The 25,369-nt window shown below is 72.5% G+C and carries 23 protein-coding genes; 11 read left to right on the plus strand and 12 right to left on the minus strand.

Annotation, left to right across the window (positions count from 1 at the left end; genetic code table 11):
* Nucleotides 1-10 precede the first annotated feature (10 nt).
* Genes ACN28F_RS26730 through ACN28F_RS26740 form a run of 3 tightly spaced genes read left to right on the plus strand, consistent with a single transcriptional unit; the run spans nucleotide 11 to nucleotide 3,617 of the window.
* Nucleotides 11-871: a cytochrome c gene (locus ACN28F_RS26730; protein ID WP_421360228.1), complete on the plus strand. Its 861-nt coding sequence runs from the start codon at nucleotides 11-13 to the stop codon at nucleotides 869-871.
* A complete protein-coding gene (locus ACN28F_RS26735) occupies nucleotides 868-1,971 on the plus strand; it encodes a ubiquinol-cytochrome c reductase iron-sulfur subunit (protein ID WP_289210598.1) in 1,104 nt (367 codons plus the stop codon). Before ACN28F_RS26730 ends, ACN28F_RS26735 begins: the two co-directional genes overlap by 4 nt.
* Nucleotides 1,968-3,617 (plus strand): cytochrome b, encoded by a 1,650-nt coding sequence (locus tag ACN28F_RS26740; protein ID WP_421360230.1) that lies wholly within the window; start codon nucleotides 1,968-1,970, stop codon nucleotides 3,615-3,617. Before ACN28F_RS26735 ends, ACN28F_RS26740 begins: the two co-directional genes overlap by 4 nt.
* Before the next feature lie 63 nt (nucleotides 3,618-3,680).
* Here the strand turns inward: ACN28F_RS26740 and ACN28F_RS26745 are convergent, their stop codons facing one another.
* The 6 genes from ACN28F_RS26745 to ACN28F_RS26770 form a co-directional block, all read right to left on the minus strand.
* Nucleotides 3,681-4,550 (minus strand): alpha/beta fold hydrolase, encoded by an 870-nt coding sequence (locus ACN28F_RS26745; RefSeq protein ID WP_289210600.1) that lies wholly within the window; start codon nucleotides 4,548-4,550, stop codon nucleotides 3,681-3,683.
* Nucleotides 4,551-4,633: 83 nt separating this feature from the next.
* The gene (locus ACN28F_RS26750) at nucleotides 4,634-4,921 is read right to left on the minus strand and encodes an Lrp/AsnC family transcriptional regulator (protein ID WP_289210601.1); all 288 of its coding nucleotides are present in this window, start codon (nucleotides 4,919-4,921) and stop codon (nucleotides 4,634-4,636) included.
* Nucleotides 4,922-5,056: 135 nt separating this feature from the next.
* Nucleotides 5,057-5,920 (minus strand): nucleotidyltransferase family protein, encoded by an 864-nt coding sequence (locus ACN28F_RS26755; protein WP_421360231.1) that lies wholly within the window; start codon nucleotides 5,918-5,920, stop codon nucleotides 5,057-5,059.
* Entirely contained in the window at nucleotides 5,917-6,453 is a 537-nt protein-coding gene (locus ACN28F_RS26760) for an NUDIX hydrolase (RefSeq protein WP_421360233.1), read from the minus strand. Before ACN28F_RS26760 ends, ACN28F_RS26755 begins: the two co-directional genes overlap by 4 nt.
* Before the next feature lie 43 nt (nucleotides 6,454-6,496).
* Nucleotides 6,497-8,278, minus strand: coding sequence for a RelA/SpoT family protein (locus ACN28F_RS26765; protein WP_289210604.1), 1,782 nt, complete (start codon nucleotides 8,276-8,278; stop codon nucleotides 6,497-6,499).
* Nucleotides 8,279-8,471: 193 nt separating this feature from the next.
* A complete protein-coding gene (locus tag ACN28F_RS26770; RefSeq protein ID WP_421361527.1) occupies nucleotides 8,472-10,172 on the minus strand; it encodes a DEDD exonuclease domain-containing protein in 1,701 nt (566 codons plus the stop codon).
* A 177-nt stretch (nucleotides 10,173-10,349) separates the two neighbouring features.
* Here ACN28F_RS26770 and ACN28F_RS26775 point away from each other — a divergent pair, with 177 nt between their 5' ends.
* Nucleotides 10,350-11,750: an NYN domain-containing protein gene (locus tag ACN28F_RS26775; protein WP_421360235.1), complete on the plus strand. Its 1,401-nt coding sequence runs from the start codon at nucleotides 10,350-10,352 to the stop codon at nucleotides 11,748-11,750.
* Between the two features lie 25 nt (nucleotides 11,751-11,775).
* Here the strand turns inward: ACN28F_RS26775 and ACN28F_RS26780 are convergent, their stop codons facing one another.
* Complete coding sequence (locus tag ACN28F_RS26780; protein ID WP_421360237.1) at nucleotides 11,776-12,276, minus strand: DinB family protein; 501 nt, start codon at nucleotides 12,274-12,276, stop codon at nucleotides 11,776-11,778.
* 241 nt (nucleotides 12,277-12,517) lie between these two features.
* Between ACN28F_RS26780 and ACN28F_RS26785 the strand changes: the two genes are divergently transcribed.
* The 3 genes from ACN28F_RS26785 (at nucleotide 12,518) to ACN28F_RS26795 (ending at nucleotide 15,204) form a co-directional block, all read left to right on the plus strand.
* Nucleotides 12,518-12,748: a hypothetical protein gene (locus ACN28F_RS26785; RefSeq protein ID WP_289210607.1), complete on the plus strand. Its 231-nt coding sequence runs from the start codon at nucleotides 12,518-12,520 to the stop codon at nucleotides 12,746-12,748.
* A gap of 72 nt (nucleotides 12,749-12,820) precedes the next feature.
* Nucleotides 12,821-14,083, plus strand: a complete 1,263-nt coding sequence (locus tag ACN28F_RS26790) for a M48 family metallopeptidase (RefSeq protein ID WP_289210608.1) — start codon at nucleotides 12,821-12,823, stop codon at nucleotides 14,081-14,083.
* Nucleotides 14,080-15,204 (plus strand): glycosyltransferase family 4 protein, encoded by a 1,125-nt coding sequence (locus ACN28F_RS26795; protein ID WP_421360240.1) that lies wholly within the window; start codon nucleotides 14,080-14,082, stop codon nucleotides 15,202-15,204. Before ACN28F_RS26790 ends, ACN28F_RS26795 begins: the two co-directional genes overlap by 4 nt.
* Nucleotides 15,205-15,225: 21 nt before the next feature.
* Here the strand turns inward: ACN28F_RS26795 and ACN28F_RS26800 are convergent, their stop codons facing one another.
* The 5 genes from ACN28F_RS26800 to ACN28F_RS26820 form a co-directional block, all read right to left on the minus strand.
* Entirely contained in the window at nucleotides 15,226-16,887 is a 1,662-nt protein-coding gene (locus ACN28F_RS26800; protein ID WP_289210905.1) for a putative bifunctional diguanylate cyclase/phosphodiesterase, read from the minus strand.
* A gap of 76 nt (nucleotides 16,888-16,963) precedes the next feature.
* Nucleotides 16,964-17,773 carry an SAM-dependent methyltransferase gene (locus ACN28F_RS26805; RefSeq protein WP_289210610.1) on the minus strand — a complete coding sequence of 270 codons (810 nt, stop codon included), beginning with the start codon at nucleotides 17,771-17,773 and terminating at the stop codon, nucleotides 16,964-16,966.
* Between the two features lie 172 nt (nucleotides 17,774-17,945).
* A complete protein-coding gene (locus ACN28F_RS26810) occupies nucleotides 17,946-18,614 on the minus strand; it encodes a response regulator transcription factor (RefSeq protein ID WP_123602728.1) in 669 nt (222 codons plus the stop codon).
* A 7-nt stretch (nucleotides 18,615-18,621) separates the two neighbouring features.
* The gene (locus ACN28F_RS26815; protein WP_289210906.1) at nucleotides 18,622-20,262 is read right to left on the minus strand and encodes a GAF domain-containing sensor histidine kinase; all 1,641 of its coding nucleotides are present in this window, start codon (nucleotides 20,260-20,262) and stop codon (nucleotides 18,622-18,624) included.
* A gap of 71 nt (nucleotides 20,263-20,333) precedes the next feature.
* Nucleotides 20,334-22,130 (minus strand): AMP-dependent synthetase/ligase, encoded by a 1,797-nt coding sequence (locus ACN28F_RS26820; protein ID WP_289210611.1) that lies wholly within the window; start codon nucleotides 22,128-22,130, stop codon nucleotides 20,334-20,336.
* Between the two features lie 178 nt (nucleotides 22,131-22,308).
* Between ACN28F_RS26820 and ACN28F_RS26825 the strand changes: the two genes are divergently transcribed.
* The 4 genes from ACN28F_RS26825 to ACN28F_RS26840 all read left to right on the plus strand — a co-directional run bounded on the left by ACN28F_RS26825 (nucleotide 22,309) and on the right by ACN28F_RS26840 (nucleotide 25,333).
* Nucleotides 22,309-22,770 (plus strand): SRPBCC family protein, encoded by a 462-nt coding sequence (locus ACN28F_RS26825; RefSeq protein ID WP_289210612.1) that lies wholly within the window; start codon nucleotides 22,309-22,311, stop codon nucleotides 22,768-22,770.
* A gap of 10 nt (nucleotides 22,771-22,780) precedes the next feature.
* On the plus strand, nucleotides 22,781-23,530 hold the full coding sequence (locus tag ACN28F_RS26830) for a hypothetical protein (RefSeq protein WP_421360243.1): 750 nt from the start codon (nucleotides 22,781-22,783) through the stop codon (nucleotides 23,528-23,530).
* 121 nt (nucleotides 23,531-23,651) lie between these two features.
* Complete coding sequence (locus ACN28F_RS26835; RefSeq protein WP_289210614.1) at nucleotides 23,652-24,599, plus strand: ROK family glucokinase; 948 nt, start codon at nucleotides 23,652-23,654, stop codon at nucleotides 24,597-24,599.
* Complete coding sequence (locus ACN28F_RS26840) at nucleotides 24,596-25,333, plus strand: endonuclease/exonuclease/phosphatase family protein (RefSeq protein ID WP_289210615.1); 738 nt, start codon at nucleotides 24,596-24,598, stop codon at nucleotides 25,331-25,333. Before ACN28F_RS26835 ends, ACN28F_RS26840 begins: the two co-directional genes overlap by 4 nt.
* The last annotated feature ends 36 nt before the right edge of the window (nucleotides 25,334-25,369 follow it).

The following is a 25,369-nucleotide window of genomic DNA, read 5'->3' on the forward strand; positions in this document are numbered from 1 at the left end:
ACTACAGGCCATGACATCTGACACCCCCGCCGACCGGCGAGCCGACCGCTCCCGCGGTCTCCTCGCGCGGCTGCGCAGCGGGCGGGCCACGCCACGCGGCCGGGGCCGCCGCCGGGTGGGCACCGCGGTCCGGTTGCTCGTCGCGCTGTTCCTGGCCGGCGGTGTGTACACCGTGTTCGCGCCGGGCCTGCAGGCGCAGGACACCCCGCAGTTGTCCCGGGCCGCCGAGGACGGCAAGGCGCTGTTCGACCAGAGCTGCATCTCCTGCCACGGCCGCAACGCCCAGGGCGTCGAGGGGCGCGGACCCAGCCTGATCGGGGTCGGCTCGGCGTCGGTGGAGTTCCAGGTGGGCTCGGGCCGGATGCCGATGGCCCGCCAGGAGGCCCAGGCCGAGCGCAAGTCGGTGGTCTACACCGAGGAGGAGATCCGCCAGCTCGGCCAGTACATCCAGGAGCTGGGCGGCGGGCCGCAGTTGCCCGACGGCGAGATGCTGCGCAACGGCGGTGACATCGCCGTCGGCGGCCAGCTCTACCGGATCAACTGCTCCTCGTGTCACGCCTTCAGCGGCGGCGGCGGCGCCCTGTCGTCGGGCAAGTACGCCCCCAGCCTCGCCCCGTCGACCGACCGGCAGATCTACGCCGCGATGCTGACCGGCCCGCAGAACATGCCGGTCTTCGGCGACAACCAGCTGACCCCGGAGCAGAAGCGCGACATCATCGCCTTCGTCCAGGACGGGCTCAAGGCCGACCAGGACCCGGGTGGCCTGGCCACCCTCGGCCGGTACGGCCCGGTGACCGAGGGCATCGCCGTCTTCCTGGTCGGCATCACCGCGTTGGTCTTCGCGAGCCTGTGGATTGCGGGGAAGTCATGAGCATCGAGACCAGCACCGCGCACCGTGCGCAGCCCGAGCCGGTGAGCCTGGACGACCCTCGGCTGACCTCGTTCGACGTGCTCCGTGAGGGTGCCCGTCGCGACGACATCGAGATCGTGCACTACGAGCCGCCGTTCCCGGTGCCCGGCACCAGGGCGGAACGTCGGATCAGCCGCTTCGTCGCCGCGTTGTTCCTGTTCGCCGGGCTCGCCTCGACCGGCTTCCTGGTGGTCTACATCTGGTGGCCCTGGGAGTACGAGCTCGGCACCGGGATGAGCAAGTACTACACCCCGCTGCTCGGCATCAGCCTCGGGTTGACCCTGCTCGCCATCGGTGTCGGCATCCTCACCTGGGGCAAGAAGCTGCTGCCGCACGAGGTCGCGATCCAGGACCGCCACGACGGCCCGTCCAGCGCCGAGGATCGCAAGATCACCGGCAGCACGCTGACCTACATGGCCGACGAGCTCGGCGTGAAGCGTCGGCCGCTGCTCGGGGTGTCGTTGCTGGCCGGCCTGGCACCGGTCGCCGCAGTCGCAGCCGCGCCGCTGGTCGGCGGTCTGATCCGCAACCCGCACGAGAACAACCAGATGGCCACCACCGGGTGGGCGCCGGTCGAGACCGCCGGCGGCGGGACCGAACTGGTCCGGCTGACCCGGGAGGACGGCTCGCCGATCCGGCCCGAGGACGTCAGCGCCGGCGGCCAGATGACCGTCTTCCCCGGCATCCCCGGCGGGCACACCAACCGGTACGCCGACTCGCCGACCCTGCTGATCCACCTGCGGGCCGACGACGCGCAGACCGCCCGGGACAACAACGAGGCCGAGGGCAAGTCCGACTACATGTGGGGCAACTACCTCGCGTACTCGAAGATCTGCACCCACGCCGGTTGCCCGGCGAGCCTGTACGAGCAGCAGACCAACCGGCTGCTCTGCCCGTGCCACCAGTCGCAGTTCCTGATCACCGACAACGCCAAGCCGATCTTCGGACCGGCCAGTCGTCGGCTGCCGCAGCTGCCCATCACGGTCGACGACGAGGGCTTCTTCGTCGCCACCTCCGACTACACCGAGATCGTCGGGCCCGACTTCTGGGAGCGGCCATGAAACGCCGTAAGTTCGATGCCCGGGCGCTGCCCGGCAAGGCCGCCGGGCAGATCGACGACCGGTTCCAGGCGGCCACTCCGCTACGCAAGCTGCTGAACAAGGTCTTCCCGGACCACTGGTCGTTCCTGCTCGGTGAGATCGCGCTCTTCTCGTTCGTGGTCGTCCTGTTGACCGGCGTCTACCTGACCTTCTTCTTCGACCCGTCGATGGAGGAGGTCATCTACGACGGCAGCTACGCGCCGCTGCGTGGGGCGCACATGTCGGCCGCGTACGCCTCGACGCTGGACATCTCGTTCGACGTCCGGGGCGGTCTGATCATGCGGCAGATGCACCACTGGGGTGCGCTGCTGTTCATGGCCTCGATCGTGGTCCACATGCTGCGGGTCTTCTTCACCGGCGCGTTCCGCAAGCCGCGTGAGGCCAACTGGATCGTCGGCTCGCTGCTGTTCTGGGTCGGCTTCCTCGCCGGGTTCACCGGCTACTCGCTGCCCGACGACGGGCTGTCCGGCACCGGCCTGCGGATCGCCTCGGCGATCATGCTCTCCATCCCGGTGATCGGCTCCTGGGTGACCTCGTCGATCTTCGGTGGCGAGTTCCCCGGGACGATCATCATCAGCCGGTTCTACATCGCCCACGTGCTGCTCATCCCGGGCCTGCTGGTGGCGTTGATCAGCGTCCATCTCGGCCTGGTCTTCAAGCAGAAGCACACCCAGTGGCCCGGGCCGGGGCGGACCAACACCAACGTGGTGGGCGAGCGGATGTTCCCCCGCTACGCCATCAAGCAGGGCGGCTTCTTCATGATCGTCTTCGGGGTGGTCGCCCTGATGGCGGGTGTGTTCCAGATCAACCCGGTCTGGCTGTTCGGACCCTACGAGGCCGCCGTCGTGTCGGCGGCGAGCCAGCCCGACTGGTACGTCATGTTCCTCGACGGCAGCACCCGACTGATGCCGGCCTGGGAACTGACCATCCCGATCGGTGACGGGTACGTCATCCCGCCGCTGTTCTGGCCGACCGTGGTGCTCCCCGGCATCCTGGTCATGTTCTCCCTGGCGTACCCGTTCCTCGAAGCGCGCTACACCAAGGACAAGGCCAGCCACAACCTGCTGCAGCGGCCCCGGGACGTTCCGGCCCGGACCGCTGTCGGCGCCATGGCCGTCACCTTCTTCATCGTGCTGACCATCTCCGGCGGCAACGACGTCTTCGCCGACAAGTTCTACGTCAGCCTCAACGCGATGACCTGGGCCGGCCGGATCGGGTTGATCCTGCTGCCACCGCTGGCCTACTACGTCACCTACCGGATCTGCCTCGGTCTGCAGCAGCACGACCGGGAGGTCCTGGCGCACGGCGTGGAGACCGGCATCATCCGGCGGCTGCCGGACGGCCGGTTCGTCGAGGTGCACCAGCCGCTCGGCCCGACCGACGAGCACGGCCACGGCAAGCTGGACTACGTCGGCTGGGTGGTGCCGAAGAAGATGAACCGGCTCGGGGCACTCGGCCCGGCGGTCAAGGGCTTCTTCTTCCCGATCGAGAAGCCGGTGCAGGCGGCACCTCCGCCGCACGTGCCGCTCGACCCGGCCGAGGAGCCGGCTGGCGTCACCGCCGCCGCTCAGGACGACCGGGAAGAGATCAGCAGCGGCAGCCGCTGATCGATCGGGCCGACAGTACGACCCGCTACGCCCGCCGGATCAGTTTCCGGCGGGCGTAGCCCGTCACCGGGGCAGCCCGTCGGTGAACGCGGCGATCCGCCGGGCCAGCGGCACCGGGCTACGTACCCAGGTGAAGTGGTCCATCCGGCGACCCGTCTCGGCTGCCGTGACGTGTTCCCGCCGGACCGGGGCCGCGTCGAGGAACCCACAGAGGTGGTCGAGGGTCTGCGGCGGAGTGTGCCAGTCGTCCTCGATGCTCACCGCGAGCACCGGGGTCCGCATCTGCCGCAGTGCCGGTGCCGGGTCGACTCCGTCGATGTGCGGCAGCCGGCCGACGCGGGCGGTGTAGGCCCAGTCCCGGATCACTCCGCGGGCCTGCCGGCCGCCGAAGCCCCAGCCGGGCCAGACCCCCAGCAGTTCGGTGGCGAGCGCCACGGTCTGGGTCATCGGCAGCACCCCGTACCCGGTCCGGCCGGGGTAGACCCGCCAGTACGGCAGCCCGACCGCGACCAGCGCGACGCCGTCGACGGTGACGCCGTCGGTGAGCGCGGTGTGCAGCAGCGCGGCCTGACCGCCGAGGGAGTGGCCGAGCAGCACGCGGGTCCGGCCGTCGAGCCGGGACTTCAGCGACTCGAGGACCGCGCCGACGTCGGCGACGAGATCGGCGTACCGGTACCGGGAGGCGCGGCTGGCCGGCGGGGTGCTCGACCCGGTGCCGCGCAGGTCGACGACGACCACCGCGAGTCCGGCTTCCCGCAGCGCGCCCGCCAGTGGCCGGTAGTAGCGGGCCGGCACTCCCATGGCCGGGCAGATCACCACGGCCGGTGCGTCGGGCCGCCCGTCCGGCTCGGGGTAGAGGTGCAGGCCGAGGCGGTCGCTGCCGCGATCGAGATGGTCCTGCTGGTACGCGAGCGCCGGGCCGGATTCCGTCACCCGACCAGCGTACGAGAATATGTTACCGACGGGTAGGTCTGGGGGTGGTCAGGCGGTGGCCGCTGGCCGGCCCGGGGGGCGGGTCAGTCCGCGTCGGCCAGCCCGATCGCGAACGCCGACTCCAGGTCGTGCTGGGAGTAGGCCCGGAACGCCAGATGCGACTCGGTGTTCAGCACCCCGGGCACCTTGGAGATCCGACCGGCGATCACCTCGGCGACCTGGTCGAACTCGCGCACCCGCACGATGGCGATCAGGTCGACGTGCCCGGCCACCGAGTAGACCTCGCTCACCCCGGGCAGGTCAGCGAGCGTCTCGGCGACCTCGGGGATGGCATCCGTTGCGCAGTCGATCAGCACGATCGCGGTGATCACCGGGTCCTCCGTCCCTCAGCGGGCGACACCCGCCCTGCCGCTGATGCTAGTCGCCCACCCACCGGCCGGTCCCGAGCGGCGTCCCGCGCCCGGGCCGCACCGGGGGTCCGTACCGTTGTGCCGGCCGGGGCTGGGTCAGCCGGCGGGGACGGTCAGGTCGGCACCGAGCCGGATGACGTCGGTCAACTGTTCGTCGGCGGCCACCTGCGCGTCCGGCCACACGACCGACCGTACCGCCGAGCCGTGGACCATGGCGCCCGCGCCGATCACCGCCCGGTCCACCACGCCGGTGACCGTCGCCGTCGGATCGACCAAGCTGGCGCCCCCGGCCGCGTGCAGGTTGGCCGCCAGGTAGTCGCGCGGCGTCCCGGTGTCCAGGTACGTCCCCTCGAAGGTGACCACCTCCAGTTCGCCGGCCGCCTCCGCCGGCCGCCACACGGTGCGGACCAGGTTGCCGAACTCGGCGGACAACCGGCTGACGTACCGCCAGGGCAGCAGGGAGAAGCCGGCGAACCGGTGACCGGCGAACCCGCCTGTCTCGGTGGGATCGGTCAGCCGTTGACCGAGCAGCCGTACCGTGTCGCCGGCCCAGCCGTCGAGCAGCGCCGCGATGTCCGCTCCGGGCGGCGCGTCCGGACGGGCGAGGTACCCGTCGGCGTTGCCGACCAGGACGCCGCGGCCGTCGATCCAGCTCCGGAGCCGGCCGACGCCGCCGGAGGTGCCCAGCGGCGAACCGGGTTCGACGGACAGGTGGGCGCGGTCGCCGACGTGCGCCACGACCTGTTCGCCGAGGTAGCAGGCGTTCACCGCGACCCGGGCCGGGCCGACGAAACCGAGCGCCCCGACCCGCCGCAGTGCCCGGTCCAACAGCGGTACGTTACCGACCGGGCACAACGCCTTCGGTCGGACCGTGGTCAGCGGTCGCAGTCGCTGGCCCTCGCCAGCGGCCAGGATGAGCGCGCAGACCTGGCCCGGGTCGACCGCCGGCGACCCGGTCACCGCGACTCCGGGTCCACGGCCGGCTCGGCGAGCGGCCCCATGCCGTAGTAGGCCAACAGCCGGGCGGTCGCCGGGCTGAGCCGGGGCAGCGCGTCGAGCCGGTACCAGGCGGCCTCGTAGACCTCGGCGCCGTCGACGACGAGCTCGGTTTGCGACGCCGGCACGGCGACCTCGAAGACGACGTCCACCCATCCCTTGGCGTGCACCACCGCGTTCGGTGACGCCGGGCGCAGCTGCTGCGCCGGCAGTTCGATACCGGTCTCCTCGGCGAGCTCCCGGGCCGCGCCGACGATCGGCTCCTCCCGGCGACGCAGCAGACCGGCGGGCAGCGACCAGCTGCGCCCCGGTGGCTGGCGCAGCAGCAGCAGACGGCCCGCCCCGTGACCGGTCGCCTCGGAGTCGGTAACCAGGGTCACCGCGCCGACTATGTACTTGGGTACGGCCATCCGTACCAGGCGCCGACGGACCGGGTGCGGCAGGCGGTAGAACACGCCGTACAGCAGTGCGCGCGCGGGCGATCGACGGGTGATCATACGGACCAGGCTAGAGGTAGCCGGTAGCCGCCGCCGGGTCAGGTCAGCTCGGTTTGTCGACCATCTCGATCAGCTGGTCGACCACCGCCTCCGGCGCGATGCTCCGGTCCACGACGGCGACCAGCAGGGTCTCCATGTCCGGATAGTTCAGCCGCTCGGCGAGCTGGCGCAGCGGCTTGTCGTTGGACAGGGCCCGGTCGTGTTTGCGCAGGATCAGGCTTACCGTGGCGCGACCGAGCCGGACCTTGTCGGCGATGCTGATGCCCGGCTCGGAGTGCTCGGCGAACCACCGGTTGATCTGCATCTGGGCCTGCGGCGACTTGACGAAGCCCAGCCATTCCCGGCGTGGGCCGGGCGGGTCCGGCCGGGGCCCGGCCGTCGGGTCGTCGGTCTCGGTGAAGATCTCGACGACGTCACCGTCGGTCAGTTCCGAGGCGAGCGGTGCCAGTCGACCGTTGATCCGTACGGCGAGACAGTGCGCGCCCTTCGCCGGGTCCAACTCGTACGCCAGGTCCACCGGGGTCGACCCGGCCGGCAGCACGATCGGGCGGCCCTCGGCGAACACCTGGATCTGCGCGTCGACCAGATCGCAGCGTAACGAGTGGACGAACTGGTCGGCGTCGGTGGTCTTTTGTGACCAGTCCAGCGCCCGGCGCAGCCAGGCCAGTTCGTCGGCGCGGGTCGCGGCGCTGCTGCGGCCCGGGGTAGGGAAGTGGTACGGGGCGGCGATGCCGAACTCGGCGGAGCGGTGCATCGTCTCGGTCCGGATCAGCACCTCCACCGGGCGGTCGCCGGGGCCGATGACGGTGGTGTGCAGCGACCGGTAGAGGTTGTTCTTGGGGGAGGCGATGAAGTCCTTGAACCTGCCCGGCACCGGCCGCCACCGGCAGTGGACCGCGCCGAGGGCGGCGTAGCAGTCGGTGTCCGGGCCGGTCACCACGACCTCGATGCGGGGCAGGTCGAACGGTGCCTGGTGGCCGCCGGAGACGGTGTCCTTCCAGATCGAGTAGCGGTGCCGTGGGCGCGGGTCGACCTTCGCGGTCACCTTCTCCTGGCGCAGCGCCACCCGGGCCTGCCGGCAGACCTCGTCGAGGTACTCGGCCCAGCCCGGCCGGTTGGCCAGGTGTTCCTCGATGCGCTGGTACGCCTCCGGCTCGAGGTGGAACAGGACGATGTCGTCGAGTTCGCGTTTGAGCTTCTGGATACCGAGCCGGTCACACAGCGGCACCAGCACGTCCAGGGTGGCCTTGGCGATCCGGGCCCGGGAGGCAGGGGAGCGCACCCCCAGGGTCCGCATGTTGTGCAGCCGGTCGGCGAGCTTGATGACCAGGACCCGGACGTCCTTGGCCGCCGCGATGATCATCTTGCGGATGGTCTCGGCTTCGGCGGCCTTGCCGTAGAACGCCTTGTCGAACTTGGTGACCCCGTCGACCAGGTGGGCGACCTCGTCGCCGAAGTCCGCGGCGAGAGTGGGCAGGTCGTACGTGGTGTCCTCGACCGTGTCGTGCAGCAGGGCGGCGACCAGCGTGGTGGTGTCCATGCCCAGGCCGGCGCAGATCTCGGCGACCGCCAGTGGGTGCGTGATGTAGGGCTCGCCGCTCTTGCGGTACTGCCCGGCGTGCATGCTGTCGGCGATCTGGTAGCCGCGGCGCAGCACGGCCGCCTCGGCCGAGGGGTGGATCGACCGGTGGATGCGGATCAGCTCGGCGACCGGGTCAGGGGCGCCGGGTGACCAGGACAGCCAGGCGCGCAGTCGGGCCGACAGCGGTGTCGCGGTGGGCAGGAAACGTCCGATGGCGGCGCCGGGACCGGCGTCGACGTCCACGCGGAGACACCTCCTCACCCACCGCCCCCGGCCGGTCGCCCGGCCCGGGGCCGCACGCCACGAATCGGGCGTTGGCTGACAGGACTGCACTTCTCTAACAGCCTAAGCGAGCGGGCGTCGTACTATCGGCTACTTGCGGGTGGGCGATCGGTCGAGTCTTTGACCCGTCCGTCAACCGCCGGCTGCCGTGCCGTCAACCGCTGCCTGTCGTCCGCGCGGCCTCCTCGGCCTTGACCAGCAACTGGTGGAACCGGCCGGCACCGCGTACCGGCGAGGCCCACCCGCCGGTGACGCTGACCAGCCGGGTCTGCGGTGGTTCCAACCAGGACAGAATCCGTTCGGACTCCTCGGCGCTGGCCCGGGGGGTCGGCCCGTGCCCGGGTGGGACGGTCTCCGCGGTCGCCCGCAGCAGGTCGATGGTGTGCCGTGGGTGCTGCCGGGGTGGCGAGACTCCGGCAGCGGCGAGCCGGCCGTGCCGCACGATCGCCAGCTCCCAGCCACCGTCGGCGGCCCGTCGGGCCGCGACCAGCTCCGCGATCACGCTCAGCGCGGTCAACCGCTGCATCCGCAGGGTGGCCCGCAGCAGCGCGGTGAGTCGGCTACGGACCACCGCCGCCTCCTCGTACCGCTGCGCCGCCGAAAGGCCGTCGATCCGGGCGAGCAGGGTGTCCACCAGCGCCTGCGGGTCGGCGGTGATCGCCGCCCGCAGCGGATCGACGGCGGCCTCGGCGTACCCGTCCGGGTCGATCCGGTGCTCGCAGGGGGCCGGACAGCGGCCCAGCTCGGCCAGGGCGCAGGCCGGGAAACGGGTCCGGGTGGACAGCCGGTGGGTGCACTGGCGCAGCGGCAGCGCGTCGTGGATGCCGGCCGCCGCCAGCTCCGCCGCCCGCCGGGACGCGAACGGCCCGAGCGCGGTGTCCTGCGGCGACGTCGACCGTACGGTGGACAGCCGGGGGTAGGGCTCGTCGGTCAGCTTGAGCCAGACCGCCCGCTCCGGATACTTCGACCGACGGTTGTACGGCGGTGCGTGCGCCGCGATCAGCCGTAGCTCGCGGACCTCCGCCTCCAGCCGGTGCGCGCACTCGACCGCCTCCACCCGGGTCGCCGCCGCCAGCATCTCCGACATCCGGGCGCGCCGCTCGGCGGCGGTGAAGTAGCTGCGGACCCGGGTGGCGATGTCGCCGGAGGTGCCGACGTAGAGCGGCCGGTCGTCGGCGGCCCGGAAGATGTAGACACCGGGGCCGCGGGGCAGGCCGTCGGCGAGGTGCCGCTTGCGGCGCTGCACCTCGCTGACGGCCCGGCTGAACTCGACCGCGTCGCCGATCGTCGTCACCTGGTGGCCGCCGAGTCGGGCGATGAGTCCGTGCAGCACGTCGACGGTGGCACGGGCGTCGGCGAGGGCCCGGTGGGTGGGCTGGTGGGTGGCGCGGAAGTACCCGGCCAGGGTGCCGAGTTTGCGGTTGGGCACCTCGTCGCGGCTGAGTACCCGCCGGGCCAGCGCGGCGGTGTCCAGCACGGTCGGCGCCGGCCAGCGGTACCCGTGCCGGGCGCAGGCGGCCTTGAGGAACCCGACGTCGTACGGCGCGTTGTGCGCCACCAGCACGGCGTCGGCGAGGAACTCCAACAGGCTCGGCAGCACCTGCTCGATCGGCGGCGCGGGGACGAGCATCGCCTGGGTGATGCCGGTCAGCACGGTGATGAACGGGGGGATCGGCTGGCCGGGGTTGACCAGGGTGGCGAAGACCCCGAGCTCCTCGCCACCACGGACCTTGACCGCGCCGACCTCGGTGATCCCGCCGCCGTCCGGTGCGCCGCCGGTGGTCTCCAGGTCGAGCACCACGAACGTGGTGTCCCGCAGCGGTACCGCGTGCCGGTCACCCAGCAGGGCGTCCAGGGTGCCCTGGGTGTAACCGGGACGGGAAACGGGTTCGGGGGTCACCACGGCGCACACCGTAGGACGCGGGTACGACACACCGGCCCCATCCGTACCGTTGGTAACGATCCGATCGACCCAGAGAGATCATTCTTCCTGTCGGGCACGCGACGGGCCACCGGTGGGAGACTGGGGTGCATGGCCGCACCGGATCCGACCGACGCTCGTCCCGAGGGGGCGGCGCCGACGACCGGCGCCCAGAACTCGCCCACCACCGCAGCCTCGGACGGCGCCGTACCGCCTCCTGAGCCGGTCCTGCCGGAAGGGGTACGGAACCGGATCGTGGCCTTCGCCGCCGCCGCGTTGCCGGAGATCCCGGCCGACGAGCTGCCACCTCCGCTGCGCAAGGTCGCCAAGTTCGCGCCGCACCGGCGGGCCCGCTTCGGCGCGGGCCTGATCGCCGCCCAGCTCACCAACGATCCGTCGTTTCGCCAACGGGCCGCCGCCCGGGCCCTGGCCGACGCCGGTGAGCTCGGTGAGGCCATCGCCGCCGGGGTCACCCCGGGGGCGGCCGACCCGGTCGAGGTCGCGGCGCTGGCCTACCTGATGCGGCCCGCCGGCTGGCGGGACCTGGTCTCGGCGGCCGGAGCGGCGGTACGGGCGGAGGCCGACAGCGCCGCCGTGGCCGCGGCGATCCGCGAGGCCGAGGCGCGGGCCAACCGGGCCGAACACGACCGGACCGTCGCCCGGGTCGAGGCGGACAAGCTCCGCGACGAACTGGCCCGGGTACGCGAGGAGCTCGGCCAGCTACGCGAGGAGTCCCGGCTGCTGGCCCGCGCGTTACGGGAGAGTCAGACACAGCAGCGGCGGGCCACCGAACTGCTCGCCACCGAACGAGGCCGGGCGGCGCGCGCCGCCGCCGACCACGACGCCGAGCTGCGCCGGCTGCGGGCCAAGCTCGCCGACGCGGAGCTGTCGGCGGGCTCCGCCCGCCAGCTCGCCAAGGAGAACCGGGCGGTCGACGACGCCCGGCTGTGGCTGCTGCTGGAGACCATCGGCCAGGCCGCGCAGGGGCTGCGCCGGGAGCTGGCTCTCGATCCGGCCGACAAGCTGCCGGCGGACTACGTGGCGGACACCTTCACCGACCGGCCGGCGGCCGCCACGACCACCCGCGCCCGGGACACCGACGACCCGGCCCGCCTCGACGACCTGCTCGCGCTGCCCCGGGCGCACCTGATCGTCGACGGTTACAACGTGACCAAACGCGGGTTCGGTGAGATGCCGCTGGAGCAGCAGCGTAAGCGCCTGATCACCGGCCTGGGGGGGATCGCCGCCCAGACCGGTGACGAGGTGACCGTGGTCTTCGACGGCGCGGAGCGGATGCACGGACTGCCGCCGGCACCACGCGGGGTGCGGGTGCTGTTCTCCCGCAAGGGCGAGACCGCCGACGAGCTGATCCGTCGGCTGGTCCGGGCCGAACCGTCGGGGCGGGCGATCGTGGTGGTCTCCTCCGACCGGGAGGTGGCCGACGGGGTCCGCCGGCACGGTGCGTACCCGATGGGGGCCGACTCCCTGCTGCGCCGGCTGGCCCGCTCCTGACCGGAGCTGGTGGCCGACGCGTCGGTCAGCCCATCGTCTTCTGTCCGTCGATCGCCTCGCGGATGATGTCGGCGTGCCCGACGTGCTGCGCGGTCTCGGCGATCAGGTGCAGCACCACCCGCCGGACCGACCAGCTCGCCCCGGGCTCGAACCAGGGCGCCTGCGGCAGCGGATGCGCGGTGTCCAGGTCGGGCAGTTCGGCGATCAGCCCGTCGGTGTGCGCGGCGACGGCGGCGTACCGGTCGAGCAGACCGGCGAGGGTCTCGTCGGGCCGCATCCGGTGCTGGTCGAGCCAGTCGACCTGGTGACGTTCCATTTCGACCGCACCGCCGACGGCGAAGCCCATCCAGCTCCGCTCGGTGGCGGCGAGATGTTTGACGATGCCGCCGATGGTCAGCTCGCTGACCGTGCTGCGGGTCGCGGCGGCCGCGTCGTCGAGACCGTTGGTGGTGAACCGCACGAACGCCCGGTGCGCGCGGATCGTGGCGAGCAGATCGGCCCGTTCACCGGTGGGCGTGCTGGACATGGGAGCTCCTGTCCGACTGGATGGACGACGGCCGATCCGGCCGTACCGGCACAGGCTACGAGGGGGACCGACAACGTCGGCCGGGAAATGTCGTACCCGCTGCCTATCGTCGATGTCACTGGCGGTGGTCGGGTCACTGCGGTGGTCGGGTCGGCAGGTCGGCCTGACAGTTGGCGATCCGTGGCACGGGGGCCGGCCACCGCTGCCGACCGTCCACGTCCGTCGACACGAGAGGTCAACGATGATCATCGACTGCGGCAGCTGCACGGTGGCCCGTGGCGCAGCCTGTGACGGCTGCCTGGTCAGCGCACTGCTCGACACACCGGACGAGCTGGGTGCCCTCGACGCCGGCGAGCGCTACGCGATCGAGGCGCTGGCCCGCGCCGGTTTCGACGTCGAGGTGCTGGCCGTGGCGCCGAGGTCGGCCCGCGGCCGTCAGCAGCGGCCACGGCGGCGAAGACGGGCCGCCTGAGTGCGTCGCCACCGGCACCGCGACCCGCACGGCCTAGGATGACCGGCAAGCGGCTGCCGGGAGGTTGTGGACATGTCCCCTCGTTCCTGGGCGCTGCTCGCCTTCGTCCTGCTGCTGGTGGCCATCGCGGTGACCGCGGCGGTGCTGGTGCCCTGGCAGCAGCCGTCGGTGCCCCGGTCCGAGCAGTTGGCCGCGCTGCGGGACCTGCCCGCCGACCAGGTCGAGCGGGGCCGGGCGTTCCGTGCGGCCCTGCGTCACCCGCGCTACGCGGCACTGGTGACCGGCCTCGTCGTCGCGCTGCTGCTGGGGCTCACCCCGATCGGCGCCCGACTGGTCGAGCTCGCCGGCCGGCCCTTCGGCGGCCACTGGGTGGCCCAGGCACTGCTGGGCGGGCTGGCGGTGGTGCTGCTCGCCGACCTGCTGACCCTGCCGTTCGCCGCCTGGCGGCACCGGATCCTCACCGAGTACGGCCTCGCCACGCAGGGCTGGTCCGGCTGGGCCGTCGACCTGGTCAAGTCGTACGTCGTCGGCGCGGTGATCGCGGCCGTCGCGCTACTGGGCTTCTACACGATCACCCGGCTCGCGCCGCGCTGGTGGTGGGCGTTCGCCGCCGCCGGTGCCGCCGGGCTGGTGGTGCTCATGTCGTTCATCCTGCCGGTGCTGGTCGAACCGGTGTTCAACAAGTTCACCCCGATGCCGCCCGGCCCGTTGCGGGTCGAGCTGCTGGCTTTGGCCGAGCGCGACGGCGTACCGGTCCGGGACGTGCTGGTGGCCGACGCGTCCCGGCGGACCCGGGCGGTCAACGCCTACGTCTCCGGGTTCGGGCCGACCCGGCGGATCGTCGTCTACGACACCCTGCTGCGGGAGGCACCGCCGGTGGAGGTCGCGGCCGTGGTGGCGCACGAACTCGGCCACGCCAAGGACCGCGACGTGCTCACCGGCACCACACTCGGTGCCCTCGGCGCGGCCACGGCGGTGGTCGGGATCTATCTGCTGGGCGGCGTCGGCCCGCTGGTGCGGGCCGCCGGCGCGGCCAGCATCGCCGAGCCGCGTGCGGTCGCGTTGCTGCTGGCCCTGGTCACGGTCGCCGGACTGGTGGCCACACCCGCGCAGGCGCTGGTGTCGCGCCGCATCGAGCAGCGGGCCGACGCCCACGCATTGACGCTGCACGGCGATCCGGCGGCGTACGAGGCGGTGCACCGTCGGCTGTCGGCGGTCAACCTGGCGGATCCGGATCCGCCGCGTTGGGAGTACCTCTACTCGGCCACTCACCCGTCCACGGTGCAGCGGATGGCGGCAGCACGGGCGGCCGCCGCCGACGGGGCGGGCGGATGAACCGGGTCCTGCTGGTCACCAACGATTTCCCGCCCCGACCGGGCGGCATCCAGTCGTTCGTGCACAACCTGGCGTTGCGTCAGCCGGCGTCCAGTGTGGTCGTCTACGCGTCCAGTCACGCCGGGGCTGCCGAATTCGACGCCGAGCAGCCGTTCGAGGTGGTCCGCAATCCGACCGGCATGCTGCTGCCCACTCCGGCGGTGGCCTGGGAGACCGCCGCGCTGGCCCGGGCCCGGGGCTGTGACACCGTCTGGTTCGGCGCGGCGGCGCCGCTCGGGCTGCTCGGCGAGGGTCTGCGCCGACGCGGCGGGATCCACCGGGTGGTGGCTCTGACCCACGGTCACGAGGTGGGCTGGGCCGCGTTGCCCGGGGCCAGGTCCATGCTGCGCCGGATCGCCCGGGCCGCCGATGTGGTGACCTATCTGGGGGAGTACACCAGGGTCCGGCTCGACCGTGCGGTGGGCGGGCTGACCGAGCTGCGTCGGCTCGCGCCCGGCGTGGACACCGACGCCTACCATCCGGGGGTCGACGGTACGCCGGTGCGCCGCCGCCACCGGCTGTCGGACCGGCCGGTGGTCGTCTGCGTGTCCCGGCTCGTACCCCGCAAAGGGCAGGACGCCCTGATCCGGGCCTGGCCGTCGGTGCGCAGCCGGGTGCCGGGTGCGGCACTGCTGGTGGTCGGTGGTGGCCCGGACCGGGCCCGGCTGACGCGACTCGCCGCGCGGGCCGGGGTCGGCGACAACGTGGTCTTCACCGGCGCGGTGCCCTGGGCGGACCTGCCCGCCCACTACGCCGCCGGGGACGTCTACGCGATGCCGTGCCGCACCCGTCGGGGCGGCCTCGACGTGGAAGGGCTCGGCATCGTCTACCTGGAAGGGTCGGCCACCGGGCTGCCGGTGGTGGCCGGCGATTCCGGCGGTGCGCCGGACGCGGTCCGCGACGGCGAGACCGGGTACGTGGTGGACGGCCGCGATCCCGCCCAGCTCGCCGACCGGCTCACCGAGCTGCTGCGCGACCGGGACCTCGCCCGTCGGATGGGTGCCGCCGGCCGGGCCTGGGTGGAGCGTGAATGGCGCTGGGACACCCAGGCCGATCGGTTGGCCTCGCTCCTGGCCGGCTGACCGCGCCGCCCAGCCCCGGCCTCAGCCGAGCAGGTCGGTGATCCCGGTCGGCGGGCCGGGCCGGCCGAAGTGCCAGCCCTGCCCGGCGTCGCAGCCGATCGCCCGCAGACGTTCCGCCTGCCCGGCGGTCTCCACGCCCTCGGCGGTGACGGTCAGCTGCAGAGTGTGTGCCAGACGAACCAGGGTGAGCAGGATGCTCTCGTCGGTCTGGTTGCTGCTGGAGGGTACCCGTAGCCCTTCGACGAACTTGCCGGCCAGTTTCAGCTCCTGCACCGGCAGCGACCGCAGGTACGACAGGTTGGAGTACCCGGTGCCGAAGTCGTCGATGGCGATGCGGACTCCCAGGGAGGCCAGCTCCCGCAGGGTCCGTACCGGACCGTCGGCGGTGCTCATCAACGTGCTTTCGGTGATCTCCAACTGCAGTCGATCGGCGGGCAGCCGGGTGTCGGCCAGTACCGAGGTGACGTACTGCACCAGGTGCGGGTCGTTGACCTGCCGGACCGCCAGGTTGACGCTGACGAACGGGGCACCGGGGCTGTGATCCAGCCATCGGCGGGCCTCCCGGCAGGCCTGTGCCAGGACCCACGCGCCGAGTCGGATGATCAGCCCGGAGTCCTCGGCCAGCGCGATGAACTGGTCCGGCCCGAGCACTCCGAGCTCCGGGTGCCGCCAGCGGACCAGCGCTTCCACGCCGAGCAGCGCGCCGCCGGTCAGCGAGACCAGCGGCTGGTAGTCGAGGAAGAACTCGCCCCGGTCCAGGGCCGCCGGCATGGCCGCGGACAGGGCGTACCTGGCGAGTTGTTGCTCGTTTCGGACCGGGTCGAACAGCGCCCACCGACCCTTGCCGGCCGACTTGGCCCAGTGCAGCGTCACGTCTGCGGCGCGCATCACCTCGCTCGGGGTGGTGCCGGCCACTGGTCGCTCGACGATGCCGATGCTCGCGGTCACCCGCAACTCGTGCCCCTCGACGACGACCGGCTGGTTGATCGCGGCCAACGCCGCGTCGGCGACCTTGAGGGCGTCGTCGGTGCAGGTGGTGTCGGCCACCAGGATGACGAACTCGTCGCCGCCGATCCGCGCGACCAGATGGTCGCCGACGCCGCGGCGCAGCCGGTCGGCGACCGACGTCAGCAGCAGGTCGCCGATGTGGTGCCCGAGGGTGTCGTTGACGACCTTGAAGCCGTCCAGGTCGACGAAGCACACCCCGAGCCGGCGCGTCGCCGCGCCCGGCGCGGCGAAGACGGCGTCCAGCCGCTGGGTGAACAGGCTGCGGTTGGGCAGGTCGGTGAGCGGGTCGTGGGTGGCGCGGTGCCGGTAGCGGGCCTCGCTGTCGCGCAGTGCCGTCTCGGCCTGTGCCCGGGCGACCAGGGCAGCTCGGCGGATCGTCTCCTGCTCGTCGAGGGTGCGGTCGCGTAGCGCCCGGGCGTACCCGGTGGTGACGGCCCCGAGCAGCCGTGCCATCCGGTCGCGGCCGTCGGGGTGGTCGACGTCGAGGTCCCGCAGCAGCCGCAGGTCGAGCACCTCGACGGTACGACCGAGCCCTTCCGCCGAGGCGATGTGGGCGGCGACCAGTTCGACCCCGACCTGGTGACCGGGCCGGACGCTGAACGGCTCGGCGCGCAGTGCGGCCATGAGACGGCGGGTCAGACCGGCGAGGAACTCCTCCAGCTGCGCCTGCGTCATCGGCAGGTAACTGGTCCCCGTCACCGCCTTGGCCCAGGCACGGGCCACGGCGGTGACACCCGGCGGATCCGGCTGTTCAGCCACTGAGCCGGCCCACCCCGCCCATGAAGACGGCGCGCTCGGCGTCCTCGGCGGCGTCCGGCGTCTCCGGCCGCCACTGCGGCACCCACACGACACCGGGTTCGACCAGGTCGAATCCGGCGAACAGGCCGGTCAACGCTGCCCGGGAGCGGACGTTGAGCGGGTTGTCGGTGCGTCGGTAGATCTGGTCGGCCTCGCGTCGCTCGGCGTCGCTGCGGCCGTCGTCACTGGCCTGGGACAGGACCAGGTAGCTGCCGGGGGCGAGCGCGTCGCGCACTGTGTGCAGGATGCCGGCGGGGTCGTCGGAGTCCGGCACGAAGTGCAGTACGGCGACGACCATCACCGCGATCGGCTGGTCGAAGTCGAGCAGCTTGCGCACCTGTGGATCGTGCAGGATCCGTTCCGGGTTGCGCAGGTCCTCCTGCAGGATGGTGGTCTGATCGTTGCCGGCGAGGATTTCTCGACTGTGGGCGACCGCGATCGGGTCGACGTCGACGTAGGCCACCCGCGACTCGGGCGCCAGTCGCTGCGCGATCTCGTGGACGTTGCCGACGGTCGGGATCCCCGATCCGATGTCGAGGAACTGGCGGATGCCGGCGTCGACGAGGAACTGCACGGCCCGCCGGAGGAAGGCGCGGTTGGCCTGGGCCATCAGCGGCGCGTCCGGAACGGCGGCGATCATCGCCTGGGCGGCGGCCCGGTCGACGGCGAAATTGTGCGAACCACCGAGGTAGTAGTCGTACATCCGGGCGACGCTCGGTCGCTCGACGTCGATGTCCTCCGATACCCAGTGCGGGCGATCCATTTCTGCCCCTTTGTCCCTTGATCGGCGTTTGATGCCTGGCTGGCAGCGGTAGTAATTCTGCCCGCTGGATGCCGCGGTATCCAGACCGCCCGAACTGGGACGATCGTTGCTCGACCAAGTGCCCCTGGTGACGTGGGCCGGCCCACCCGTCGCCGGCACCACGTGACCGGGGTCAGAACTTCGGCGCGTCCGGGGCCTCCAACAGGCCCAGCCGCAGCGCGGTCATCAGCGCCTGGGCACGGTTGGCCGCCCCGAGCTTTTCGTACAGCTTGGAGATGTGCGTCTTCGCCGTCGACTCGCTGACGAACAGCTGCTTGGCGATGCCGGCGACGCTCATTCCGTCGGCGAGCAGCCGGAGCACCTGGCCCTCGCGGGGCGACAGTTGCGGACCCGACGGGGCGAGCCGGCGTTTCATCGCCTCGGCCAGGTCGGCGGCGGTGAACGCGCTGGGGGAGGAGGCCGCGTGCCGTGCCGCCGCGACGACCTCGTCCGCGGGCGCGGTCTTCGGCACGAACGCACTGGCACCTGCCTCCAGTGCCCCGAACAGCTGGTCGTCACCGGCGTACATGGTGAGCACCACGATGCCCATCGTGGAACTCGACTTGCGCAGCGCCCGTGTCGCTTCGAGTCCGCTGCCGTCCGGCAGTCGCAAATCCATGATCACGACATCGGGCTGGAGCGCGCCGGCCTGGCGCACGCCCTCCGCTGCCGTCGCGGCCTCACCGACGACCTCGAACTGCCGGTCCCGCTCGAATGCGTGCCGCAGGCCCTTGCGGATGAGGTCGTGATCATCGACAAGCAGGACCTTGGTCCGGGTGGTCGGTGTGGGGCTGGTGGTCATGCTCTGGCTACTCCCCTTCTGATGCTGTCACGCTATCGCGCACGCTATCGCGCCGGGGCGAGGTTCCGAGCACCACCGCCACGGTCGTTCCGCTCGGGTGTCGTGGCCTGATCTCCAACCGGCCCCGGATACGTTCCGCTCTCTCCGCCATGATCGCAAGACCGTAGCGGCCATCCGGACGCTGGTCAGCGATCCCCTGACCGTCATCCGACACTTCTATTTGCGCATAGGGGGGGTCTATGTCACAGGTGACCCAGAGATTCGCCGCGCCAGCGTGCTTGCGCGCATTGGTAATCGCCTCCTGGGCGATCCGCAGCAGTTCCGCCTCGGTCGCCGCCGGCAGCCGGGCGCCGGACTCGTCGAGCGACAGATGCACCCGTAGCCGGCCGGACGAGCCGACGGTGCGGGCGTACTCGGCGATCGCGGCGGCCAACCCGCCGTGCCGGTCGACCTCGCTGCGCAGCTCGAACAGGCTCAGCCGTAGTTCGGTGATCACCCGGGTGACCTCGCCGCGCAGCGTCCGCAGGTCATCGGCCGTCTCGTCGGCCCCGTCCGGCAGCGTGGCCAGCGCGTTGTCGATGCCGTAGCCGACCATGACCAGCTCCTGGGCGACCCCGTCGTGGATCTCCCGGGCCAGCCGCTGCCGCTCCTCGTTGGTGGCCAGCGAGCGGACCTCGTCGAACAGCAGGGCCGCCTCCAGCCGCAGCGCCGCCGGCCGGGTCAGTGCGGTGATCCGGGCCACCACCGGGGGCGGGTAGGCGTTGGCGCTGTCCGTCTCCAGGATCACCAGGCCGACCGTCCGCACCCCGGCCACCAGCGGGACCACCAGCGCCGAGACGTCCCCACCCGGGTGCGACCGGGCCTGCGAGCGGGCCGCCGTCTGCGGCAACTGGCTGGCCCAGGCGTCGGCGATGGCGGAGTCGGCGTCCAGCGTCGTCTCCCAGTCCACCCGCTCCAGCCCGGCCTGGGCCAGGACCACCAGCCGGCCGCCGCCACTGCCGGACAACACGGCGGTACGCCCGGTCGGCGCCACCGTGCGCAGCTCCTCGATCAGGTGCTCGGAGATGCTGCCCGGGTCGAGGGTGGCACCGGGCAGTTGGCGGGCGACGCTGCGCAGCTGGGTGAGCAGCCGGGTGGCCTCGGCGTACGGTGCCGGCTTGGTGTCACCGCGCGCCTGCATCACCTGTTGCAGGGTGCCGGCGGCCAGGATGCCGAGGCTGGCCAAGATCAACCACTGTGTGCTGACCGCCACGTAGCCCAGCTGGGTGATCTGCCGCTCACCGTCGATCACGGTGAACAGCCCGCAGACGGCCAGCGTGCCGGCGGCCACGGCGAGCAGCCCGGCGGCCTGGCGGGTCCGCCGCTGCAGCACTGCCACGGTCAACGGCACCGACAGGTACGGCAGCATCGCCGACGCGCCCAGCCCGGCACCGATCGCGCCACGGGCGTTCGCCGCCGCAGCCACCTCGCTGGTGGCCAGCCCGACGACGATCACCTCGGCGACCCGGCCGACCGGGGCGACGATCGGGTGCCGGGGTGCCACGACGGCCGGGACGCCGGCGACCGCCAACAACGCGACCCACCACAATTCGGCGGGATCCCGGGTGGTGATCAGAGTCAGTACCGCGACGAGCGCGAGCATGACCAGGCGGGCCACCACCGCGAGTGGATGCGGGCGGGGCACGTCGGACGTCGGTGCGGACACGTGACGGATGGTAGTCAGCTCCCGTAGATCTCGGTGATCGCGGCGTCGTGGTTGGTCAGCACGACGGCCCGTTTCACCTTCAGCGACGGGGTCAGCTCGCCGGTGGACTCGGTGAAGTCCTGGCTCAGGATGCGGAACTGTCGGATGGACTCGGCGGCGGAGACGGCCCGGTTGGCGTCGTCGACGGCCTGCTGGATCTCGGCCCGCAGCGCGGGGTCGTCGCACAGCTGCGCCACGGTACGCCCGGCCGGGTGGCCGTTGCGTTCCAGCCAACCCGGCCAGGCCTCCTCGTCGATGGTGATCAGCGCGGCGATGAACGGCCTGCGGTCACCGATCGCCACGCACTGACTGACCAGGGGGTGGGCCCGCACCCGGTCCTCCAGGACGGCGGGTGCGACGTTCTTGCCGCCGGCGGTGACGATCAGCTCCTTCTTGCGGCCGGTGATGCGCAGGAACCCGTCGCCGTCGAGTCCGCCGAGGTCGCCGCTGCGGAACCAGCCGTCCTCGGTGAGCACCTCGGCGGTCTGCTCCGGGTTGTTCCAGTAGCCCTGGAACACCAGGTCGCCGGAGATCAGCACCTCGCCGTCGTCGGCGATGCGCACACTCACCCCGGGCAGCGGCCGGCCCACCGTGCCGATCCGGATCGCGTGCTGCAGGTTCACCGAGACCGCCGGGGAGGTCTCGGTGAGGCCGTACCCCTCGTAGACGGTGACCCCGACGCCGCGGAAGAAGTGCGCCAGCCGGGTGCCCAGCGGCGCGCCACCGGAGATCGCGGTGCGGCACCGCCCGCCGAGGGCGGCCCGCAGCTTGCGGTAGACCAACCGGTCGAACAGGGCGTGCTGGGCCCGCAGCGCGAGCCCCGGCCCACCCGGGGCGTCCAGGGCCTCGCTGTAGGCGACCGCCACCCGGTCGGCCCGGTCGAAGATGGCTCCCTTGCCGTCGCCGTGGGCACGCTGCTTGGCGGCGTTGTAGACCTTCTCGAACACCCGTGGTACGGACAGTACGAAGGTGGGTCGGACCTGGGCCAGATCGGCGACCAGGTTCTTCGGGTCGGCGGCGTGGGTCATCGTGGCCCGGGCGTGCACCGCGCCGATCTGGATCAACCGGGCGAAGGAGTGGGCCAGCGGCAGGAACAGCAGGGTCGAGGCGCCCTCGTGGAACAGGTTCGGCAGACCGGGGATCGCGTTGGCGATGTCGGCGTACATGTTGCGGTGGGTCAGGACGCAACCCTTCGGCCGCCCGGTGGTCCCGCTGGTGTAGATGATCGTCGCGACGTCGCCGGCGTGCCGGGCCCGTCGACGCTGGTCGACCTGGGCGGCGTCGACCGTCGCGCCGCGCGCGACGATCTCGTCCACGCCGCCGGTGTCCAGTTGCCAGACCTCGCGCAGGGCGGGCAGCTGGTCGCGGACCGAGGCGAGGGTGATCGCGTGCGCGTTGGTCTCCAGTACGCAGGCCACCGCGCCGGAGTCGGCCAGGATCCAGGCGACCTGCTCGGCGCTGGACGTCTCGTAGATCGGTACGGTGACCGCCCCGATCGACCAGATCGCGTAGTCGGTCAGGGTCCACTCGTACCGGGTCTTGCTCATCAGCCCGACCCGGTCACCCGGCTGCACGCCGGCCCCGATCAGGCCGCAGGCCAGGGCGACCACCTCGTCGCGGAACTGTCGGCAGGTCACGTCGACGTACCCGGTCGGCCCGGGTCGGGTGAACTGCACCGCGTCCGGGGCCTGCTCGGCGTTGTCCCAGACCGGGTCGGTCAGGGTGGCGGCTTCACCGACGGTGACGACCGGTGGTACGGAGAACTCGCGCACCTGCACTCCCTTGCGCTGGGGGACTCGGGTGGGGCCGGACCTGCGGGCGCGGCGTCCGGCTACCCGCAACCTACCGGGCCGGCGGCCGACCTGCGCCGGCTGCCTGTCGCGTACCTCGCCGGCTGTCGTTGCCGGCCGCCGGCTTGATCTTGGCCCGGCACCGGGTAGCCTGCCCCACATGGCGGAGTCCTCCACCAAGTCGATCGTGATCACCGCGCCCGCGTCCCGGGTCACGGCGGTGATCTGCGACTTCGCGCGGTACCCGGAATGGACCGAGGCGCTGGAGCGGGTCGAGGTGCGCCAGGAGTACGAGGACGGCTACGCCCACGAGGTCTTCTTCGTGCTCGACGCCGGGGTGCTCGCCGACGAGTACACGTTGATCTACGAGTACGCCGAGGACATCTCCCGGATCGAATGGCGGTTGGCGCAGCCGTCGCGGATGCAGCGCCGCCAGGACGGCTCGTACGAGATCGAGGACAATGGTGACGGCACTACGACGGTGACCTACACCCTGGAGGTCGACCTCTCCGTCGGCATGCTGGGCATGTTCCGCCGCAAGGCCGAAAAGATGATCATGGACGCGGCGTTGACGCAGCTCAAGCGCCGGGTGGAGCAGCTCGGCGCGGCGGAAGCCGGGTAGGGGGCGGCAGATGGCGGGACCGGATCCCGGCTCGGCGCGCGCCGAGGCGGAACGCCTGGTGGCGACAGCCCTGGCGATGGCGCAACTGGCGGCACGTGGGCAGCGCCACGGCGCCGCCGGGCTCGGCATGCTCCGGGACCTGTTCGGCGGGGCCACCGGCCCGCTGGCCACCGGTGAGCCGGCCTGCTGCGTCTGCCCGATCTGCCGGGCGGTCAGCGCGTTGCGCGACCCGAGTCCGGAGCTGGCCGAGCGGCTCGCCACCGGCGCCGGTGACTTCGCCGCCGGGGTGGCCAGCCTGCTGCGCGCCTTCGCCCCCGCCCCGGAGCAGACCGCACCCGACCCGGAGCAGACCGCACCCGACCCGGAGCAGACCGCCCCCGACCCGGGCAGGGCTGCTCCCGACGCGCCCAAGGCCGGGACCGACGCCGGTCCGCAGCCGGGTCCGACCGCGCCGGCCGGCGTCGATCCGCAGGTCAGGAACACCCGTGGCGGCGCGCACGATCCCCCGTCCGGGCGGACGACCTCGGACGACGAGGTGTGGCGCCGGGCCACCCGCACCGGGAATGATTCGGACTCAGCGGGTGATCGGGACGTCTGGTCAGCCGCAACGAACGCCCCCGTCGACGTCGCCGGGGCGGACACACCACCGGTCGAGCGCCGCGGCGGCGGTGCCGACGTGGCGGCCCGGGACCCGCGCGCCGACGCGGCCGACGGGGACGGGTCGGGCCCCGCCGCGCCGGAGCACGGACTGCCGGGATAGGCCCACACCGACCACGGCCACCCGGGCCGGCCCCACCGGGCCGGCCGGGGCGCCGCGTCGACGGACCCGACCGGGTGCGACAACCGGCGCGCGAGGAACACAGCAGAGGGGAGCGGCAGCGGTGACGCTGACCATCGGAGTCGACATCGGCGGGACCAAGGTCGCCGGCGGCGTCGTCGATCCGGACGGTGAGGTCGTGGCGCAGACCCGGCACGACACACCGGCCGAGGACGTGGCCAAGACGCGGGACGTGATCGTCGAGGTGGTGCTGGAGCTGGCCGCGACGCACCCGGTCACCGCCGTCGGGATCGGTGCCGCCGGCTGGATCGACGCGCTGCGCTCCACGGTCCTGTTCGCCCCGAACATCGCCTGGCGCAACGAACCGCTGCGCGAGTACGTCAGCGCGGCGGTCGACCTGCCGGTCACCGTCGAGAACGACGCCAACGTCGCCGCCTGGGCCGAGTTCCGGTACGGCGCCGCCCGGCACGCCACCGACTCGATGGTCATGTTCACCGTCGGCACCGGCATCGGCGGCGGCATCGTCTACGGCGGCGAGCTGATCCGGGGCGCCCACGGCATCGCCGCCGAGCTGGGCCACATGCTCGCCGTACCCGACGGCCACCTGTGCGGCTGCGGGCGGCACGGCTGCATCGAGCAGTACGCCAGCGGCAACGCCCTGGTCCGGTTCGCCCGGGCCGGGGCCCGCCAGGAACCGGACCGGGCCGGCGCGCTGCTCGCCCTGGCCGGCGGCGACGCCGAAGCGGTGACCGGACCGATGGTGACGGCGGCGGCCCGCTCCGGCGACCCGGTCTCCTGCGAGGCGTTCGCCCAGATCGGCCGGTGGCTCGGCATCGGACTGGCCGACCTGGCGCAGATCCTCGACCCGGAGGTCATGGTCATCGGCGGTGGCGTGGTGGACGCCGGCGACCTGCTGCTCGGCCCGGCCCAGCGGGCGTACACCGAAGCCCTGGCCCAGCGGGTCCGGATCCCGGTCGCCGAGGTGCGGGCGGCCGAACTGGGCAACACGGCCGGTGTGGTGGGGGCCGCCGACCTGGCCCGCCGGTTGTGAGCGACGAGCTGCGGCTGCGGGTGTTGACGTACAACATCCACGGCCAACGTGACGACCGGGCCGCGCTGACCGACGTGGTCCGGTCGGTCGCACCCGACGTGGCGATCCTGCAGGAGGCACCACGGCGCCTGCGCTGGCGCGCCCGGAGCGCGGCGCTTGCCGACTCGTTCGCGATGGTGGTCGGTGCCGGTGGCCTGCCGGGGATGGGCAACCTGCTGCTGACCAGCCTGCGGGTCCGGGTGCTGGACAGCTGGACGGTGCGGTTCCCGCTGACCCCCGGCCGGCATCTGCGCGCGGCGGTGTTCGCCCGCTGCGCCGTCGGCCCGGTGCGGTTCGTGGTCGTCGGCTCCCACCTGTCCACCGATCCCGCCGAACGCCCCGGGCAGGCCCGCCTGCTGCGGCAGGCCTGCGCCGACGTCGACGACCCGATCATCCTGGGTCTGGACGTCAACGACACCCCACCGGCGGCCGGGGCGGACTCGCCGGTATGGCGCGAGGTCGCGGCCGGGTTGACCGACGCGGCGGCGATCGCCGGCGCCGGCGACGTCTGCACCTTCCCGTGCGCCGGACCCCGGCGGCGGATCGACGCGATCTTCGTCGACCCCCGGATCCGGGTCGCCGCCGCGACGGTGGTCGACACCCCGGCGGCCCGCCGGGCCAGCGACCATTTCCCGGTTGTCGCCGATCTGGTACTCACCGGACCGGGGACGGGGCTGGACAAGCGGGGCGGCTAACCGGCAGGATTTCGCAGCCGTACGAAGGAGACTGCC

This window comes from Solwaraspora sp. WMMA2101 (genome assembly GCF_049179175.1).
Classification (GTDB): Bacteria; Actinomycetota; Actinomycetes; order Mycobacteriales; family Micromonosporaceae; genus Micromonospora_E.

Coding starts and splice junctions, on each gene's coding strand:
- ACN28F_RS26730 (WP_421360228.1), top strand. CDS start 11: ATGACATCTGACACCCCCGCCGACCGGCGAGCCGACCGCTCCCGCGGT.
- ACN28F_RS26735 (WP_289210598.1), top strand. CDS start 868: ATGAGCATCGAGACCAGCACCGCGCACCGTGCGCAGCCCGAGCCGGTG.
- ACN28F_RS26740 (WP_421360230.1), top strand. CDS start 1,968: ATGAAACGCCGTAAGTTCGATGCCCGGGCGCTGCCCGGCAAGGCCGCC.
- ACN28F_RS26760 (WP_421360233.1), bottom strand. CDS start 6,453: ATGATCACCCGTCGATCGCCCGCGCGCGCACTGCTGTACGGCGTGTTC.
- ACN28F_RS26775 (WP_421360235.1), top strand. CDS start 10,350: ATGGCCGCACCGGATCCGACCGACGCTCGTCCCGAGGGGGCGGCGCCG.
- ACN28F_RS26780 (WP_421360237.1), bottom strand. CDS start 12,276: ATGTCCAGCACGCCCACCGGTGAACGGGCCGATCTGCTCGCCACGATC.
- ACN28F_RS26785 (WP_289210607.1), top strand. CDS start 12,518: ATGATCATCGACTGCGGCAGCTGCACGGTGGCCCGTGGCGCAGCCTGT.
- ACN28F_RS26790 (WP_289210608.1), top strand. CDS start 12,821: ATGTCCCCTCGTTCCTGGGCGCTGCTCGCCTTCGTCCTGCTGCTGGTG.
- ACN28F_RS26795 (WP_421360240.1), top strand. CDS start 14,080: ATGAACCGGGTCCTGCTGGTCACCAACGATTTCCCGCCCCGACCGGGC.
- ACN28F_RS26800 (WP_289210905.1), bottom strand. CDS start 16,887: ATGACGCAGGCGCAGCTGGAGGAGTTCCTCGCCGGTCTGACCCGCCGT.
- ACN28F_RS26805 (WP_289210610.1), bottom strand. CDS start 17,773: ATGGATCGCCCGCACTGGGTATCGGAGGACATCGACGTCGAGCGACCG.
- ACN28F_RS26810 (WP_123602728.1), bottom strand. CDS start 18,614: ATGACCACCAGCCCCACACCGACCACCCGGACCAAGGTCCTGCTTGTC.
- ACN28F_RS26825 (WP_289210612.1), top strand. CDS start 22,309: ATGGCGGAGTCCTCCACCAAGTCGATCGTGATCACCGCGCCCGCGTCC.
- ACN28F_RS26830 (WP_421360243.1), top strand. CDS start 22,781: ATGGCGGGACCGGATCCCGGCTCGGCGCGCGCCGAGGCGGAACGCCTG.